Origin of the sequence: Janthinobacterium sp. PSPC3-1, from assembly GCF_049896105.1 — a bacterium.
Classification (GTDB): domain Bacteria; phylum Pseudomonadota; class Gammaproteobacteria; order Burkholderiales; family Burkholderiaceae_D; genus Janthinobacterium.
The window spans coordinates 1-17772 of the sequence record NZ_JAFCTQ010000065.1 but is presented as its reverse complement, the minus strand read 5'-3'; the positions used below and the strand labels follow the sequence as shown (position 1 = coordinate 17772).

At 65.1% G+C, this 17772-nt stretch carries 15 protein-coding genes; 12 read left to right on the top strand and 3 right to left on the bottom strand.

All coding sequences use genetic code 11. The features are described 5' to 3' along the window. Positions 1-56: 56 nt before the first annotated feature. The 3 genes from ACP7B7_RS30725 to ACP7B7_RS30715 are packed head-to-tail and all read left to right on the top strand — an operon-like array spanning position 57 to position 4135. On the top strand, positions 57-671 hold the full coding sequence (locus tag ACP7B7_RS30725; protein WP_426079229.1) for an MFS transporter: 615 nt from the start codon (positions 57-59) through the stop codon (positions 669-671). Continuing rightward, complete coding sequence (locus tag ACP7B7_RS30720; protein WP_426079228.1) at positions 664-2427, top strand: ABC transporter ATP-binding protein; 1764 nt, start codon at positions 664-666, stop codon at positions 2425-2427. The genes ACP7B7_RS30725 and ACP7B7_RS30720 overlap by 8 nt, the downstream gene beginning before the upstream one ends. Beyond that, on the top strand, positions 2414-4135 hold the full coding sequence (locus tag ACP7B7_RS30715) for an ABC transporter ATP-binding protein (RefSeq protein WP_426079227.1): 1722 nt from the start codon (positions 2414-2416) through the stop codon (positions 4133-4135). Before ACP7B7_RS30720 ends, ACP7B7_RS30715 begins: the two co-directional genes overlap by 14 nt. Before the next feature lie 9 nt (positions 4136-4144). Here ACP7B7_RS30715 and ACP7B7_RS30710 read toward each other — a convergent pair whose 3' ends face one another. Further along, positions 4145-5056 carry a helix-turn-helix transcriptional regulator gene (locus ACP7B7_RS30710; RefSeq protein ID WP_426079226.1) on the bottom strand — a complete coding sequence of 304 codons (912 nt, stop codon included), beginning with the start codon at positions 5054-5056 and terminating at the stop codon, positions 4145-4147. 192 nt (positions 5057-5248) lie between these two features. On the opposite strand from ACP7B7_RS30710, the gene ACP7B7_RS30705 reads away from it, so the two are divergent. Further along, the gene (locus ACP7B7_RS30705) at positions 5249-7312 is read left to right on the top strand and encodes a TonB-dependent receptor (protein ID WP_426079225.1); all 2064 of its coding nucleotides are present in this window, start codon (positions 5249-5251) and stop codon (positions 7310-7312) included. Between the two features lie 308 nt (positions 7313-7620). Further along, a complete protein-coding gene (locus ACP7B7_RS30700; protein ID WP_426079224.1) occupies positions 7621-8136 on the top strand; it encodes a hypothetical protein in 516 nt (171 codons plus the stop codon). Positions 8137-8142: 6 nt separating this feature from the next. On the opposite strand, the gene ACP7B7_RS30695 is transcribed toward ACP7B7_RS30700, so the two are convergent. After that, entirely contained in the window at positions 8143-9183 is a 1041-nt protein-coding gene (locus ACP7B7_RS30695; protein WP_426079230.1) for an AraC family transcriptional regulator ligand-binding domain-containing protein, read from the bottom strand. Positions 9184-9373: 190 nt separating this feature from the next. Here ACP7B7_RS30695 and fabF point away from each other — a divergent pair, with 190 nt between their 5' ends. The 3 genes from fabF (at position 9374) to udk (ending at position 13749) form a co-directional block, all read left to right on the top strand. Next, a complete protein-coding gene (fabF, locus tag ACP7B7_RS30690) occupies positions 9374-10642 on the top strand; it encodes a beta-ketoacyl-ACP synthase II (protein ID WP_426079223.1) in 1269 nt (422 codons plus the stop codon). 77 nt (positions 10643-10719) lie between these two features. Further along, positions 10720-13053, top strand: coding sequence for a hypothetical protein (locus ACP7B7_RS30685; RefSeq protein ID WP_426079222.1), 2334 nt, complete (start codon positions 10720-10722; stop codon positions 13051-13053). Between the two features lie 54 nt (positions 13054-13107). Continuing rightward, positions 13108-13749 (top strand): uridine kinase, encoded by a 642-nt coding sequence (udk, locus tag ACP7B7_RS30680; RefSeq protein ID WP_426079221.1) that lies wholly within the window; start codon positions 13108-13110, stop codon positions 13747-13749. An 11-nt stretch (positions 13750-13760) separates the two neighbouring features. Here udk and ACP7B7_RS30675 read toward each other — a convergent pair whose 3' ends face one another. Continuing rightward, positions 13761-14753, bottom strand: a complete 993-nt coding sequence (locus ACP7B7_RS30675; RefSeq protein ID WP_426079220.1) for an MBL fold metallo-hydrolase — start codon at positions 14751-14753, stop codon at positions 13761-13763. A 70-nt stretch (positions 14754-14823) separates the two neighbouring features. Between ACP7B7_RS30675 and ACP7B7_RS30670 the strand changes: the two genes are divergently transcribed. The 4 genes from ACP7B7_RS30670 to ACP7B7_RS30655 all read left to right on the top strand — a co-directional run bounded on the left by ACP7B7_RS30670 (position 14824) and on the right by ACP7B7_RS30655 (position 17451). Continuing rightward, on the top strand, positions 14824-15804 hold the full coding sequence (locus ACP7B7_RS30670; RefSeq protein WP_426079219.1) for a LysR substrate-binding domain-containing protein: 981 nt from the start codon (positions 14824-14826) through the stop codon (positions 15802-15804). Positions 15805-15879: 75 nt separating this feature from the next. Continuing rightward, complete coding sequence (locus tag ACP7B7_RS30665; protein WP_308920894.1) at positions 15880-16419, top strand: hypothetical protein; 540 nt, start codon at positions 15880-15882, stop codon at positions 16417-16419. A 174-nt stretch (positions 16420-16593) separates the two neighbouring features. Beyond that, positions 16594-17073: a hypothetical protein gene (locus ACP7B7_RS30660; protein WP_308920893.1), complete on the top strand. Its 480-nt coding sequence runs from the start codon at positions 16594-16596 to the stop codon at positions 17071-17073. Between the two features lie 138 nt (positions 17074-17211). After that, entirely contained in the window at positions 17212-17451 is a 240-nt protein-coding gene (locus tag ACP7B7_RS30655) for a hypothetical protein (protein ID WP_308920892.1), read from the top strand. Positions 17452-17772: the final 321 nt, after the last annotated feature.

Here is a 17772-nt window from a genome sequence, read left to right as displayed (position 1 = left end):
CATGCGACCTTGGACAGCAACGCGCTTCAATAGTGCCCGCGGGAGAGGTAAGCAGAATGTGCCGCCCTAGTTTTTTTCGCCGTCCGCAGGCGCTGCGCCTGATGGTGGCCGGCATGCTGGCCACATTGACAGGATCGGTGCTGTTCGGCCTGGCCAAGCTGGTGCTGGTCGATGCCGGCTGGAGCACCAATGGCATCGCCGCCCTGTCCGGCGTGGCCAACTCGGTGATGGTGCTGGCCGGCTGCGCGCTGGCCGCCGTGTTGATGCGGCGGCTGGCGCGCTGGACGGCGCTGCTGGCCGGCCTGCTGGTGCTGGCCGGGGCCAGCGCGCTATGGCTGCTGATCGGCAGCGACCCGCATGGCGCCAGTACACAGCTGGTGTGGCTGGCCACCGCCCTGATCGGCATCGGCATCGGCGTGACCAGCGTCTGCCTGTACACGCTGCTGATGCGCCACGCCCAGCTGGGCGATCAGCCGGCCACCGATTTTTCCATCTTCCAGAGCACGCAAACCCTGGGCGAGATCGTGGTCGCCTCGGCCGCCACGGCGCTGGCCGCGCGCGCCGGCTACGGCGCCGGCATGCTGGTCGGCGCCGCCAGCGCGCTGCTGGCCATCGCCATGCTGCTGTGGGTACGGCGCGGCGCCACCACACTGGAGAGCACGGATGACTGAAACGCCCCGGCAACTGATGCGCCGCCTGCTGCGCGGCCACCAGCGCCGTCTGGCGCTGGCCATCACCCTGGCCACGCTCGCGGCCGGCGCCGAACTGTGGCCCTGCTGGCTGCTGGGAAAGGCCGCCGGCGTGGCCGTGCAGGCCCCGGGCGCCGCTGACGCCTTGCTGGCCCTGGCCGGCTGGCTGGCGCTGGCACTGGCGCTCAAGTACGCGCTCTACAGCGCGGCCTATTATTTCAGCCATGTCACCGCCTTCCAGGTGCTGCTCGACACACGGCGCCAGCTGGTGCGGCAACTGGCGGGCGTGCCGCTGCGCTGGCTCAATGGCGCCGGCAGTGGCGAGCTGAAACGGCTGGTGCTGCAGGACGTAGACCGGCTCGATCAGTTCATCGCCCACCATACAGTGGAACTGACGGCGGCGCTGGCCAGTCCGCTGCTGGTGGCCGGCCTGCTGGCGGCGCTCGACTGGCGCCTGGCGCTGGCCGCGCTGGCCACCGTGCCGTTCGCGCTGCTGCTGCAAACGCTGATGATGCGCGGCCTGGGCGGCCATCTGGCGGCATTCAATACGGCGCTCGACGAGCTGCACGGCGCCACCATCGAATATGTGCGCAGCATGCCCGTCATGAAGGCCTGCCGCCAGGATGCCCGCTCCTTTGCGCGCATGCGCGACAGCCTGCGGGCGTATGAATCGCTGATGACTCGCATCACGCGCCTGACGGTACCCGGCTGGTCGGCCTTCATGGTGCTGTTGAGCGCCAATATCGTCACCCTGCTGCCCACCGGCTTGTACCTGTTCGATGCGGGCGCCATCAGCCTGCCGCAGCTGGTACTGGCGCTGGTGCTCGGCTCCAGCATGCTCAAGCCCCTGTTCAAGGTGGTCAAGGTGTCGTCGGAGTGGCGTGAAATCGAGGCCAGCCTGGCGCGCATCGCACGCTTGCCGGCCCTGCCGCCGGCGGCACCCGGTGTCACGCCGGCCACGCTGGCGCAGGCGCCGGACGTGCGCCTCGAACACGTCAGCTTCGCTCATGAAGCGTCACCGTTGCTGTCCGGCTTCAGCCTGCATCTGCCTGCCGGCACCATGACGGCGCTGGTGGGTCCCTCGGGTGCGGGCAAGAGCACGGTGGCGGCCCTGCTGGCCGGCCTGCTGCAGCCCACATCCGGGCGCATCCTGGCCGGCGGCGTGGACCTGGCCGCGCTGGACGACACCGCACGCACCGCGCTGGTCGCGCTGGCAACGCAGGAGGCCTTTCTGTTTCGCGGCAGCCTGCTCGACAATCTGCGCCTGGGCCGGCCAACGGCGAGCGACGTGGAAGTGCGCGAGGCGCTGCGCGTGGCCCAGGTGCTGGACTGCGTCGATGCGCTGCCGGACGGCTGGCACAGCCATGTCGAGGAACGCGGCGTACGCCTCTCCGGCGGCGAGCGCCAGCGCATCGCGATTGCCCGCGCGCTGCTGGCCGCCACGCCCATCCTGCTGCTCGACGAAGCGACAGCATTTGCCGACAGCCGCACCGAACTGCGCTTTTACCAGGCTCTGCGCGCCAGCTACCCGCGGCAAACGGTGCTGGTCATCGCGCACCGCCTGGCCAGCGTCGCGGGCGCCAGCCAGATCCTCGTGATGGATGGCGGCCGCCTGGTCGCCAGCGGCACGCATGGCGCGCTGCTGCGGGACTGCCAGTTATACTGCCAATTGTGGCAACGCCAGTTCGACAGCGAACGATGGCACATCAACGGAGACGCTGCCCATGCCTGTCACTGAGATGCTGAGGCGCGTGATACGCCGCAGCGGACGCACGCCGCGCCGCATGCTGCTGGGCCTGGCCCTGCGCGTGCTCGAACGCGCGTTCGCCATCGCCCCCTTTTTTGCCGCCTGGTGGTGGCTGGCCGACCTGGCGGCCACCGGCCAGCTGCGCTCATTGCCCCTGCTTTGCCTGCTGCTGGCCGGCCTGCTGGGCGCCCAGCTGTTGTTTTCCTACTGGGGACAGTTGCACTGCTTCCTGGGCAGTTACGCACTGATGAAAGGCTACCGCGAGCAGGCGCTGGGCCACTTGAGCCGCCTGCGGCTGGCTGCCGTGCAAGGGCGGCGCAGCGGCGAACTGGCGTCGCTGCTGACGGACGATGTCAAGCGGGTGGAGGATATTTTCACGCACCTGGTCGGCGAACTGGTGGCCGCCTGCGCCGTGCCGCTGCTGTACCTGGCGGTGCTGCTGCTGGCCGACTGGCGCCTTGCCGCCACGCTGGCGCTGACGTTTCCGCTGGCGCTGTGGCTGCTCAACCTGGCGCGGCGCCGCTTTGGCGCCGCCGGCCGCCATAAGCAGGAACTGCAGCGGGAGACAGCGGGCATGCTGGTGGAATTCATCGGCGGCCTGCGCACCTTGCGCCTGTACGGCCGCGCCGCACAGTGGGTCGGGCGCCTTGACGCGCGCTTTGCCCGGCTGCGCAGCGCCAGCCTGGGCGTGGAAGCCTGGGGCGCCGGTCCGATCCAGGCCTACCGCTACACGGTGGAGCTGGGCCTGGTGCTATTGCTGCTGGCGGCGGCATGGCTGGCCGGCCACGATGCGCCAACGCAGCGGCACTGGCTGCTGTTCGTGCTGGTGGCCTATAAACTGATCGATCCGTTGCACGATATCGCCGCCCATTTGTCGGAACTGCGCTTCATGGCCCTGTCCGAAGCGCGCCTCGAAGCGCTGCTGGCCGAAGCGCCCATGCCGCAGGGCGAGGCGGTGCTTGCGCCCGGCAACCATGCACTGCGTTTCGACGGCGTGGGCCTGCGCTACGAAGGCAGCGCGGCCTGGGCCTTGCGCGATATCCGCCTGGAGGCGGCGCCGGGCACGGTGACGGCCATCGTCGGCCCGTCCGGCGCCGGCAAGAGCAGCCTGCTGCACCTGCTGGCCCGCTTCGACGATCCACAGGAGGGCACGATTTCCCTGGGCGGCACGGACCTGCGCGCGCTGGGCAGCGAGCGCCTGTACCAGCAGCTCAGCTTTGTATTCCAGGAGGTGCAGTTGTTCGACGGCACGGTGCTCGACAATGTGCGCATCGGCCGCCCCGGCGCCAGCGACGAGGAAGTGATGGCTGCCTGCCGCGACGCGTATTGCGACGCCTTCGTACAACGACTGCCACAGGGCTACCACAGCCGCATCGGCGAGAACGGCCAGCGCCTGTCCGGCGGCGAGCGCCAGCGTCTGTCGATCGCCCGCGCCCTGCTGAAAGACGCGCCACTGCTGCTGCTCGACGAAGCGACGGCCTCGGTCGATCCGCAGGCCCGGCATGAAATCGAACAGGCGCTGGCGCGGCTGGCGCGAGGACGCACGGTGATCATGATCGCCCACCGCCTGCGGACCGTGCGCCATGCGGACCAGATCCTGGTGCTGGACGCGGGCCGCATCGTCGAGCGGGGCCGCCATGCGGCGCTGCTGGCACAGGATGGTTTGTATGCGGAACTGTGGCAAGCGCAGCAATCCTAGAACGCCGGCTCAGGCCAGCATGCCGCGCCTGGCCTGGCTGGGCAGCATGCCATGCTGCTTGCGGAATGCCGCGCTGAAGTGGCTCATGTTGCTGTAGCCAAGCATGGCCGCCGTGTCACTGACGCCGTGCCGGTCCAGCAGCGCCTTGGCGCGGCCCATGCGTTCTCGCTGGAACAGGGCGTAGATGCTGAGGCCGAACATGGCCTTGAAGCCGCGTTTCAGCTTCAGCTGGTTCAGGCCGACCTCGCGCGACAGCTGCTCGATGGTCGGCGGATCGCTGAGGTCGGCCAGCAGCCGCTCGTGCGCGGCGCGCAGCAGCTTCTGTTCGCGCGCCGATGGCTGGGCCGCGCCGTCATCACTGCCCTGCAGCGCCTGCAGGTTCCAGGCCAGGAACTCCAGCGTGGCCGCATGTACCAGCAGGCGCGACGGCTGCGGGCAACTCAGCAGCTGTTCCAGCTTCAGGGCCGCCTCCCGCGCGCGCGCGTGGCCACCTTGCTGGTGCAGGAAGCCCGCGCCTTGCAGGCGCTCGCCCACGCCGCCGTATTCGTCGCCGGCCAGCTGGCTCAGGATATCGGGACGGATGCGCAGCTCCACGTTGCCATAGCCGACAGGGTAGAAATTGAGCTGGAAGCGTTCGCCCGGCGCGCAACTGGCCACCAGGCTGTTGGCATGCAACTGGCGCGGTTCGCGTCCCACGCCGCCCTGCACCGCCACCTCCGTCATGCCGCGCAACTGGCAGCTGAAATGCAGGTGGTCGCTGTCATTGACGGTCGCCACCTGGAATGCCTGCTGCGGCCGCAAGGAGACCAGCGACACGGCCAGGCCCTCCCGCACGTCGACGGTGCGCACCAGCGTGCCGGGCGGATGGGCCACGCCGGCGGGCGGCCCGTCAAAGAATTCGGACGATTTCAGTTCATACATTGCATCCCCTGTGAGCTTGCCATGCGATGGTGCATCGCCACATTTTAATGATAATGATTCCTATTTACAATGCAAACCTGACGCCAGATGAAAGAGTCCCGCTTCGGACGTTGGCGGACCGGATCGGGGCGGCGCGCGCCGGAGGTGCTGATTACCATGGATTCTTCTTTCACTTCCGCCAACAAGGAAACCATGTCCGCACCCCTCCCTCCCCGGCTGACCCTGTGCCTGCTGCTCGCCGCCCCCGCCTTCGCGCTGGCGCAATCGTCGCCGGGCGATGATGACGCCACTTTGCCGTCGGTGCTGGTCAGCGCCAGCAAGGCCGGCCGCAGCGTGATGCAGACGCCGGCCAGCGTCAACGTGCTCGGCGGCGACGCCATCGAGCAGGCCCACCTGGAAACCTTGGGCGAGGTGGCGCAGCAGTTGCCGAATGTGTATCTGACCAATTTCACGCGCAGTACGCCGTCGCTGACGATACGCGGGCTGGGCTTTTCCGACGACGAATCGGACAGCACCAGCACCAGCGTGATGCTCGACGGCGTACCCATCTACAGCATGGTGCTGGGCCAGCTGTTCGACCTGGAACAGCTCGAGGTGCTGCGCGGCCCGCAATCGACGCTGTACGGCCAGAGCAGCATGGGCGGCGTGGTGGCGCTGCGCTCACGCGATCCGGGCCGGATATTGGGCGGCAACGCGCAGCTCGATATCGGCAGCGGCCAGCGGCGCCGCGCCAGCCTGGCGATGGACGTTCCGCTGGGCGAGAAATCGGCCGTGCGCATCGCCGCCGGCGGCGAGTCGGCCGACGGCTTTATCGATAATCCGCGCCTGGGGCGCAGCGACACGGGCGGCTGGGACAGTGCCTTTGCACGCATCAAGCTGCTGCACCGCGACGACGCGGGCGGCACCTGGCGCCTGGGCCTGCATCACGCCAACATGCGCGGCGGCAACGACTACTTTGCGGCAGCACCGGACGCGCGCGAGCACCGCTCGCAAGCGGGCGACGCGGGTACCAACAACGTCAAATACACCTTGCTGTCGGGCGAATATGCGCGCGCGCTGGCCGGCAACACGCGGCTGGCCGTCACGGCCGGCGCCAGCCAGAGTGAATGGAATTACTGGCTGCCCCGCTCCACCTTCCAGGCGCGCACCGGCTACGACATGAAGAACGTGCAATGGAGCCTGGAAGCGCGCCTGTCGGGCGGCGAAGGCCGGCTCGACTGGCTGGCCGGCGTGTTCGGCGCGCATATCACGCGCGATTCGCCGTACGACTTCGATTCCATGCCCTATTACCTGAGCGCCACCAAGGCCGACGTGAAAGGCAGCAGCGCCGCCGCATTCGGCGAGCTGGGCTGGAAACTGGCGCCAGCCTGGCGCCTGGCCGGCGCGCTGCGCCTGCAGCACGACAGGCGCAAGCTGGACTGGAGCAGCCGCCAGGCCGGCCTGTTCGACAGCGACGGCGACGGCATGCCCGATACGCCGTTCGACGCCACCACCGTCGTCAATGATGCGAAAGCGCGCGATACGGTGGCCCTGCCGCGCCTGACGCTGGAGTTCACGCCCGATGGCGCGCAATTCGGCTGGCTGACCATGGCGCGCGGCTACAAGGCATCCGGATTCAACCTGTATGCGACGGCACCCGACGCGGCCGGCACCGCCTACCGGCCCGAATACGGCAACCATGTGGAACTGGGCTACCGCCTGCGCGGCGAACGGCGCGCCTGGGAACTGGCCGCCACCGTCTACCACACACGCCTGCGCGACCAGCAGGTGACGGTGACGGACACCAACGGCCAGAGCCGCATCGACAACGCAGGACGCTCGCACAGCCAGGGCCTGGAACTGACGGGCTTGCTGCGCCCCGCGCCCACGCTGACCCTGAATGCCTTTGCCGCCATCGCCCACGCCGAATACGACGAATACCGCAAGGGCGCGGTCGATTACGCGGGCCAGCAGTTCGCCAATACGCCGCGCCACAGCGTGGGCGCCGGGCTGCAATGGCAGCCCGCACCGCAGTGGGAACTGGGCGCCACCGTCACGCGCCAGGGCAAGTCCAACCTGTACCCGGCCAGCACCACCGTCAACCCGGCATACACCATGAGCAACGCCCACCTGGACTACCACGCCGGCAAATGGACCTTGGGCGTGTATGGCAACAACCTGGCCGACGCGCGCTACTTTACGCGCGCGCTGGCCAACAATATCGTGGTCGCCAGCGCACCGCGCACCTGGGGCGTGCGCGCCAGACGCGCGTTCTAAGTAATCGTCAGGAAATTATTGTGAAGTTATGACGAACAGAACCGGATGCTATGCAAGGCGTCAACTGCGACGCCGTGCGAGCACTGCTAGCAGTTGGCAACACAGCAGAGCGCCGGTTATGGAAGTCAGAAATCACAAGAATTTATTGGGGGTTACTTGGGCGCATGCGGTGGCGTGCGTTCTAGGCATGCGGTGGCGTGCGTGCAGGCCGCCAGCCGGGGAAAATCAGTGATAGCATTTGCCACGTTCTCAATCAATATTGCCCACCTTGGCCGCCCCGGCCATCGGCAAACACTTGAAAGGCAACCATGCTCTTGTCCGAACTGCTGACCCGCCTGACCTGCGGCGACCTCGAAGGCGAGGAACTCGATGACGCCGTCACCGCCATCACCAATGCGCCCGCCAACGCCGACCAGGAGTGGGTGACCAGCGATGCACACGCGTACGCGCTGGAGATCATCGACCAGCTGGGCGGCTATATCGCCTCGAGCGACAAGATCGACGAGCTGCATGAGCAGATCCAGGAGATGTTCGACGAATTTCCCGACTTCCCTTATGAACTGGTCGCGGACCACGAGCGTGGCGTGCTGCCCTACTACGAGTGGCTCGATGGCGAACTGGCGCAACGCGCGGTGGAAGAAGGCGGCTATGACCTGATCTGGATCGAGGGTTCCGGTACCGACAATATGGATGCGCTGATCGTGTACCGGCGCGATACCGCCGACATCATCCAGGCCGCCGCCCTGATGGGCGTGACGATAGCGCGGCCGCTGACGTATTTTCGGGGGGTGCAGGCGCAGGTGGATGCAAGCAAGGCGCGGTAACGGGCCCTACTCGCCCTGCCGCGCATCCTGTCGCGCATCCTGCCGATATGCGGCCGGGCTGCTGCCGGTCCACTGCCTGAAGGCGCGGCAAAAACCGGTGGCGTCGGCGTAGCCCAGGTCAAACGCCAGCGCCGCCACGCTGGTATTCGAATTGGCCAGGCGATGGACGGCGATATCGCGCCGCAGCGCGTCCTTGACGGCCTGGAAATGCGTGCCTTCGTCGGCAAAGCGCCGGTTCAGCGTGCGCACGGTGGTGTGCAAGGCTTGCGCCAGGTCCTGGATCGTCACCGCTTGCGCCAGGCGCCGCTCCAGATATTCGCGCGCCCTGGCCGCCATCGACGCGCCATGCACGGCACTGAATGTCCAGTCTTCGGGTGCACGCTTCAGGAAGGCCCACAGTTCGTGTTTCTCGCGCTTGAACTGCTGCGCGCAATCGTCGTAGGCGAAGTGGATGCTGGTGATGCCGGCATTGAAGCGCACCTCGCCCGGAACCAGCAAGCCATGCTGGTCCATCTGCTCCTGTCGGTCGAAGCTGAACTCGACCCGCTGCGGGCTGATCTCGCGACCCAGCAGCCACGAGGCGATGCCGTGGATCAGCTTCATCATCAGCACATGGCCCAGTGGCGCGACCGGCGTGCCAGGCGCCCGTTCCACCAGGGCCAGCCGCAGCAGCGCATTTTTGCTGGAAATGTGCAGCCGGTAATCGTCGAGCAGCAAATTCCAGAAACGCACAAACCGGTTCAGGGCAACCATCACGGTCGGTGCATCGAGCAGGCTGAGCATCAGGTATTTCAAGGTGCCGGTGCGGATCGGCCGCGACCACAGGCCCAGCATCTCGTCGTCGAGTGTCGCCGCGACGCTCCGGTATAGCGCCACGTATTGCTGGCGCGTCAGCCGGGCCTCGGGCCGATGCAGGAACGCGGCGGGAATGGCGGCGGCGGCGAGTACCCGCGCCACCGCCGTTTCTCCATGACGGACGCGCACCCAGTGCAGCATGCCGTGCAAAAAGTGCGCGGGTACGGTCAGGGAGTTTTGCACGGAGAGCATCATCGTGCCACCATTATGGCGCAGTTTGCATATTCATTGGCGCGATGTGGCAACCACACCTGCCTTATCTGCCTATACTGAGGCCTGATTTCCACGCCGGCGGCGATGCGGGATGGCTGCTGCATGGCGCATTTTGCCTATCGCCATCCATCACGATTCAGATGGCGGCATCGTTCAAACAGGAGCATGAATGAATACAAGACGCATAGTGGTGACGGGCATGGGCATGGTCACGCCCTTGGGTAACGGCGTTGAAGCCACCTGGCGCCGCCTGCTCGATGGGCAGTCGGGACTGGTGGCTTTACCTGATGACCTCACTGACAGCATCGCCGCCAAGGTTGCCGGCGTCGTGCCGGGTTTGAGCGCCGAATGTCCATGGGGCTTCGACCCTGCCCTCGCCGTGGAAGCCAAAGATCTCAAGAAAATGGACCGCTTTACCATGTTCGCGCTGGCCGCGGCGCAGGAAGCCCTGCGGCAGGCCGGCTGGCAGCCCGACACCGACAGCGCGCGCGAACGCACGGCCACCATCGTCGGCTCCGGCGTGGGCGGCTTCGGCGCCATTGTCGACGCCGTGCGCACCACCGATGGCCGAGGCCCGAAACGGCTGTCGCCGTTTACAGTGCCCAACTTCCTGGCCAATATGGCGGCCGGCCACATCTCGATACGCCACGGCTTTCGCGGCCCGCTGGGCGCTCCCGTCACGGCCTGCGCCGCCAGCGCCCAAGCCATCGGCGACGCGGCCCGGCTGATACGCGCCGGCGAAGCCGATATCGCCGTGTGCGGCGGTGCCGAGGCCTGCATCGACCGGGTCAGCTTCGGCGCCTTTGCCGCCGCCAGGACCATGTCGACCGGTTTCAATGACCGCCCTGCCCAGGCATCGCGCCCCTTCGACATGGCCCGCGACGGCTTCGTGATGGGCGAAGGCGCCGGCATGCTGGTGATCGAAGAACTGGAGCATGCCTTGCGCCGCGGCGCCACGCCGATTGCGGAGCTGCTGGGCTACGGCACCAGCGCCGACGCCTATCACATGACGTCGCCGCCCGAGGACGGCGCAGGCGGACGGCGCGCCATGGAGCTGGCGATCCGGCAGGCCAATATCGCCCCCGAACAGATCGGCCACCTGAACGCTCATGCGACCTCGACGCCGGTAGGCGACATGAGCGAGCTGGCCGCCATCAGGGCGATCTTTGGCAGCGGCGGCGGCCCCGCCGTCTCGGCCACGAAATCGTCGACCGGCCATCTGCTGGGTGCGGCCGGCGGCGTGGAAGCGATCTTCACCGTGCTGGCCCTGCGCGACCAGCTGGCGCCGGCCACCCTCAACCTGGCGCAGCCCGATCCGGCGACGGAAGGCCTCGACATCGTCACCGGCGCGGCGCGCAAACTGGCCACCGATTACGCCATCTCGAATGGCTTCGGCTTTGGCGGCGTCAATGCCAGCCTGGTGTTCGGCCGGCTGTGATCCCGGTCGCGACGGCACTTGCTTATTAAACATGACCTCGCTTACACTTGCGGCCCAGCCATGCCGCACCCGCGCGCATGGCTGCAGCGACTGCAAGGGATACGGTGCCATCCATCTTCAAGACCAACCATAAACTGCTGTCCGCGCTGGTGCTCGCCGGCGCCACCGCGACTGGCGAAGCCAGCGTGCCTGCGGCCACGGCCCTGCCCGCGCTGGTGACTGCGGGCGCGCCGCCGCAACTCGACGGCGCGTTGGACGACGAGGCCTGGCGCCATGCGCCCGTGTACGACACTTTTTATGAATACCTGCCCGAAAACGGCCGGCCCGCGCCACCGCGGCTGCGCACCACGGTGCAATTGCTGGTGGCCGATGGCGCGCTGGTGTTCGGCATCCGCGCCTGGGACGACGCGCCGCAGCAGCGCCGTGGCGCGCTGGCGCGGCGCGACAAGGTGGGCCTTGATCAGGACTTTGTCGGCATCTGGCTCGACCCCACGGGCCATGGCCGCGCGGCGCAGTTCGTGCGCATCAATACGGCCGGCGTGATCAGCGACGGCATGTACCGCGCCGACGAGGACCTGTCCGACCTGGGGCCGGACTTTCCGATCGACGCCGCCGTCAAGCTGCTGGACGACGGCTACAGCATGGAAGTGCGCTGGCCCTTGTCCAACCTGCGTTTCCCCTACGAAGGCGGCAAGACCTGGCGCGCCATGATCGAGCGCAGCGTGCCGCATGCGGGCGGTATGCTGCTGACCAGCACGCCGTTGACCAGCGACGCCCTGAGCCATATCGCGGTGCTGCAGCAGATAGACGGCATGGGCGCCACGGTGGCCGGCGTGCGCGACCGCGCCTTTTTGGACCTGAAACCCGAACTGACCCTGCGCTCTACCCGCGACGACGATGCGGATGGCCGGCGCCGCGCCAACCGCGCCAGCCTGGGCCTGGAGGTCAATGCCCGCCCGCGCGCCGACTGGGTCTTCAATGGCACGCTCAATCCCGATTACTCGCAGGTGGAAATCGACGAGCCGACGTCGTCGGGCGCCAGCCGGATTGCCCTCAGCCTGCCTGAAAAACGGGGATTTTTCCTGGAAAGCGCCGACGTGCTGGGCCTGCCGCTGGCGGCCTTTTATTCGCGCACCGTGGCCGATCCGGAATGGGGACTGCGTGCCACCTGGCGCTCGGCCCGGCATGACGCGACGGCCATGAGCTTGCGCGACCAGCCGGGCGGCGTGGTGCTGCGCGGCGGCCCGTATGAAACGGCGCAATACGACCAGACCACGCGCACCCTGGCCAGCCTGGTGCGCGGCCGCTGGCATGGCGATGGCCTGCTGCTGGGTGCCTTTGCCTCGCAGCGCGGGTACAGTCACGATAATGGCCGCGCCGGCGCCAATACGGTGTTCGGCCTGGACGGCCAGTGGCGCGGCGACGGCCAGCAGGCGGCGTGGCTGCTGATGCAGTCGAACAGCAATGTCGCGCTGGCGGAAGATGCGCAGCCCGCACAGCGCGCCGCCACCCGCCGCGGCGTTTATGGCTGGGGCAAATTCACGCATATCAGCGACGCCTGGTGGAACGACGCGGCCTTCGAGGCCAGCAGCGGCGGCTTTGTCAACGACAACGGCTTCGTGCCGCAAACGGGCGTGCTCAAGGTCGACATCAACCTGAACCGCCGCCTGGGGGCGCAGCGCCCGGCCTGGAACGGGCTGGCGCTGGACTTGTACGAAACGGAAGCGCACCTGGGCCTGCACGAGATCCGCACCGTCGGTGACCGCGTTGCAGGCCAGGCCGGCGGCCAGGTGGTGGAGCGCAAGCTGCAGCCCGGCGTCTGGTTCCGTGGCCCGCGCCAGCTCAATTTCTGGGCCAACCTGGGCTTCGACCAGCAGCGCGCCAACCGCCTGGGCCGGTTGCACGATACGCCTGCCGTGCACTTCGGCTTCGAATCGTCGCCCCTGCCCTGGCTGCCCAAACTGAATGCGGAAGTGACCCTGGGCCGCCAGCTCGACGTCGACGCCGACCGGGTCGGCCGTGGCGGCAATGTCACGCTGGACCTGGGCTGGCGCCGCGCCTTGCCCAACGGTTGGGCGGTGGAACTGGACCAACTTTGGCACCGCGCCTGGGTGCAAGGCACGCTGGGCCAGCCGGCGTTTACCGACACCGGCTGGCGCGTGCTGGCCATGCTGCATTTCACGCCAGCCGATTCCTTGCGCCTGCTGGCGCAGAACACGGCCGGAGAACGGCGCGACGATGGCATCAGCGCACTGGAACCGTGGGCTGAAAAGCAGCTGCACCGCTCGCTGCTGTACCACCACCTGTGGCGCCACGGCCGTTCGATGTCGGTCGGCTATTCGCGCGACAGGACACGCGTGCCGGCGATCACCAACCAGGCGCTGACTGTCAAATTCCAGTGGGAAGTGTGATGGAGATATCAGCCGGTCCCTGTCAGTTCGCCCGCGGTTCCGGTATCATGCGGGATGAATAAAATTTCCTACTCTCCCTTTGTCATTGGTGTTGCTGGCGGCAGCGGCAGTGGCAAGTCCACCGTATCCCAGCAAGTGCTGGCCTCGTTCGGCGCCGACATGGTGTCGGTCGTGATGCAGGACGATTACTACTGCGACCAGACCCATCTCGCGCCGGAAGTGCGCCCCCAGCAGAATTACGACCATCCACAGGCTTTCGAGTGGCCATTGCTGGTGCAGCATATGCGCGCCTTGTGCAACGGCGAATCGATCGAAATGCCGGAATACAACTTCACGCTGCACAACCGCTCCGACAAGACCATTACCGTCAAGCCGGCCCCGGTGATCGTGATCGAAGGCCTGTTTGCCCTGTATGACGAAGACCTGCGCGACATGATGTCGCTGAAGATCTTTGTCGACACCGCCTCCGACGTGCGCTTTATCCGCCGCATGCAACGCGATATCATCGAACGCGGCCGCTCGGTGGAAAGCGTGGTCGAACAATACCTGGAAACCGTGCGCCCGATGCACAAGCAGTTCATCGAACCGACCAAACGCAACGCCGATGTCATCCTGCCGCATGGCGCCAACGGCCCGGCGGTCGACATGATTACCGCCAAGGTGGCCAGCATTATCGGCCAGTCGAAGCGGTCCTGATTTTCAGGGCGTTATTTCACCTTCGTGGTGTAATCAAGCGGCAACCACTGGAAGCCCTGGCCCTTGGCTTGCAGGTGCCCAAGGCCAGGGAATGGCAGGTGGCTGCCGCCCAGCAGATCGCCGGATACGGCAGCCCGCTGAAACACGTCCACCCGGGTAGCGCGCGCGGCGTTGCGGTCGACATCGAATGCGATTGTGACGTCGGGCCGCTTGAACTGCACCGGTCCGACGTGTATCAGGTCACCGATCAGCAACAAGCGCCTGCCTTGGCTTTCGACCTGATACACCGTGCTGCCTGCGGTGTGGCCATCCGCGGAGACCGCGGAGATGCCCGGCACGACCTGGCTACCTGCCTTGAATGGCCGATATTTTCCAGCCGTGATATACGGCGTCAACAAAGCCGCAGCCGCATCAAAAAACTGCAAGTCATTCGCCGCCGCGCTCTTCCTGGCCTCGGCCGACAGCCAATAGCCGGACTCCCGCTCGTCAGCCCGCACGGTCGCATTGGCAAATGCCGGCTGGCCGTCCGACATCAATCCTCCGATATGATCCGAATGCAGATGGGTCAGCAATACCTCGTCGATCTGGCTCGTCCTGTAGCCGGCCGCCTCGATATGCCGGGCCAGCTGGCCTAGCCGGCTGCCAAACAGCGCGCCGCCGCCGGTATCGACCAGCACCAGTTTCTCGCCCGTGTTGATCAGGTAAGCGTTGAACGATGTTTCAAGCGGAACCTCGAGATGCAGGCTGGCGACATCGGCGCGGGTCTGGCGTGCGTCGGCGGACAGCAGGGCATCGACCGGCAAGTCGAGCGTGCCATCGCTGAGCGCGGTCACTTCGAAGGTCCCGAGCATCATGCGGAAATAGCCTGGCGCCTCGGTGGCGGCCATGGGAGCGGCGGCGTGCGACATCGCCGGGATGACGGTCCCGCTCGTGGCGAGGACGACAAGTGATGTGGACACCAGCGCGCGGCGGATGGCAGCGCCATTGAAAAGTTGACTGAACATGATAATTCCTGGATGGTGGTGGGACGGTGTTACGATAAGCCCCTCTGCATAATCATACAAATCGATTGTTATGATCATCAATATCAGTGAAAATGATTTTCGCGGCGTCGACCTCAATCTGATAGTCACGCTGATGGTGCTGTTGCGCGAGCGCAGCGTCACGCGGGCCGCCGAGCGCCTGCACCTGGGCCAGCCTGCGGTGAGCGGCGCCCTGGCCCGCTTGCGCAGCCTGTTCTGCGACGAACTGCTGGTACGCACAGGTACGGGGATGTTGCCCACGCCGCGCGCACTGGAACTGGAACGTCAGGTGGGCCAGGCGCTGTCCGACATGCACGTCGCCCTGTTCCAGCCACCGTCATTTGATCCGCTGACCGAGTCCAGGACGCTCACCATCGGCATGCCGGACTGGGTCGACACCTGGCTGCTGCCAGCGCTGCTGGCCGCGCTCAGCCACAAAGCGCCGAATGTGCGGGTGCGGGTGCTTGAAACCGACCCTTACACCGTCTCGGACATGCTGGCGAAAGAGGAAATCGAACTGGCCATCGGCGCATTCGACCAGGGACCGCCATGGCAGCGGCGCGTGGCGCTGGCATCGATGACGTTTCGCTGCGTCGGGCGCCCCGAGCTCATCGGTAGCGGCGGAAAAATGACTTTGGAACAATATATCGCCCTGCCACACCTGCTCGTCTCGCACCGGGGGGCGTTCGAGGGGCGCGTCGACAAGGCGCTGGCCACGCTCGGGCTGTCGCGCAATGTGGTCCATACCAGCCCGCATTTCTCCTCGCTGCCCCGGGTACTGCAGCGCGTGGACGCGGTCGCGGCAGTGCCGGGCGGCCTGGCGCCCCTATGGGAAAAGGATTTCGGCCTGCTGTCCGCCGCCATTCCACTCGAGCTGCCCACCATCGAGATCGCCGTCGTTTCCCACGCGACGCGCGACAAGGACATGTTTGTCCAGTGGGTCTGCGACATCGTCAGGGAAATCGCGCCACGCCTTGCCACCGGCGCTCCTGATGCGCGATTAAAGTTATCAGAAGAAAATGTGCAAAAATAGCGAAACAACACCAGTTTGCATTTCCTTGCGCATCACCGCGCGTAATGCTTTCACAACCTCGTCCTGAAGGAATTTATGAAGTTTGCCGTCCAAGCCGTACTGGGTCTGTCATTGGTCTTTTCCACCCCGGCATTTGCCGCCGCCACGCCACCGGCAGCGCCGCTTGCGGCTCCCAACGCGACACACCTGAAAGCCGTGCAGGATCTGCTGGGCGCGATGCAGATAGAAAAAGTGCTGAAGGGCGTGGCCGCCCGCAGCCGCTACCCGAACGAAGCGCAGAAACAGGCGGTGCTCGCCAAGCTCGACAAAATTGCCCCTGCTGAAGTGTATCAGCGCCTGGCGCCAGCGCTGACCAGCGCCATTTCCGCCGACACCGCAACCGAAATGAACCGCTACTACAACACCGCTTACGGCAAGCAGGTCATCTACAAGAAGTACAACTCCGGTGCGCAATTGATCATGCCGGGCGCCACGAAGGCCGTGCCGCCCGAAGAAAAGAAGGAGCGCAAGCGCGCCGCCTATGTCAAGGCGAGCAAGGAGCTCGATGAGGCCGAGCCGGTGATCGAGCATGAGGCGTTCAAGCTTTTGCAGCAGATTAACAAGGAAAAGCGGTAATTCGACGCGCGCCCAGGAAACCAATCGCTGGACAGCGAAGAGCCGCAATTTACAGCATGGTGACAATGTGTGGGATTTCTGCTTTGCCATCCGCTATGCTCTGGTGCCGCTATCGGCCAATACAGGACGGCCGCTTATTGCGCGGCCCGTTCCAAGAATCATCAGAGAGATCTTATGACACCGTCATTAGCTACTTGTGCTCAGTTTTTTCGCATCGGGCTTGAGGCTGGCGTATGCAAGCCTGATGTCGTCCGCACGTGGGCGTTATCGGTAATCGAAAAGATGGACGAGCCTCCAGATGAAATAATTGAGGTATCCTGGAATAAGCCGGTACCCCAACTGATTAGCGATCTACATTCTGTCCAAGGCGACGCGAACATCGAAATAGCCGGTCGGTGGTTGTTATACATTTTGCTCCATGAGATGCCTGATGAGGAACTCCTTTGGCGAACGATAACGGCAGCTAAGCAAGTTGCGATGTCGGCAGGCAGGTCAGCTGAAAACACCGAGCTATACTGCCTGTTTGATTCTATTGAAGACGAGTTGAATCTGGCCGAGCAAGGAATTTACGGTACCGTTGCCGAGTGTCGAATGGAGCTAAGGGCGATTTTAAGTTTGCACTCTTCGTCGCCTCCCGCTGCCTTCTTGAATTGAAATGTAAGTGATCGGCCAGAAGAGAAACCTGACGGCGCTGCTGATCAATGACGTAGGAAGATAAAAGAAAGTTGTTCGATTATGTCCACGGCGAAATTGAATGAGACGTTGGCGGTCTTCTCTGGAGCGGTAACTGTTATGAGCTTCGATTCCGATCAACCGGAAGATGAGTCCTCAGAGACGCGTCAAGAGCAGAGAGATCGCTGCGCGTTGAAGTTTGCAGCTGTGAGGGAAAATTGGGATAAAGATCCCCGCTTACTTGCGAAGCTTGAAGAGTTGACCTCTGAAGGTATCGCGGCATATGCCGCAGGAGAGTTTGACAAGGGCGACAAAGCTGTAATGGGTATTGATGAGATTCTTTGGAGTCTCAGGGAGTAGATTTTCTTCGACCATCCAATCATCCGGACGTGCTGTCGTCCGAAAAATTTTCGCAACGTTCCGAGGTCCGCCAAGGGGCGAATCCAGCCCTTCGATGCAGCCGCTAGATTTTCATCATGGCAACCTGCTATGCCGGGCAGAACGGCCGGGTCCGGCCAAAAGCGGTCCTTTGATGTTTAACTAAAGCGCTAATTTCGTGAGTAAACTTGTAGTGAGAATTTTGAGGAAGTTGAATGATAGAAGTTAAAGTGGACCCCACCGTCAAGACAATTCGTACCAGAGTTTAAGCTATGGTCATGCCACTGCTTACAGCGGAACAGC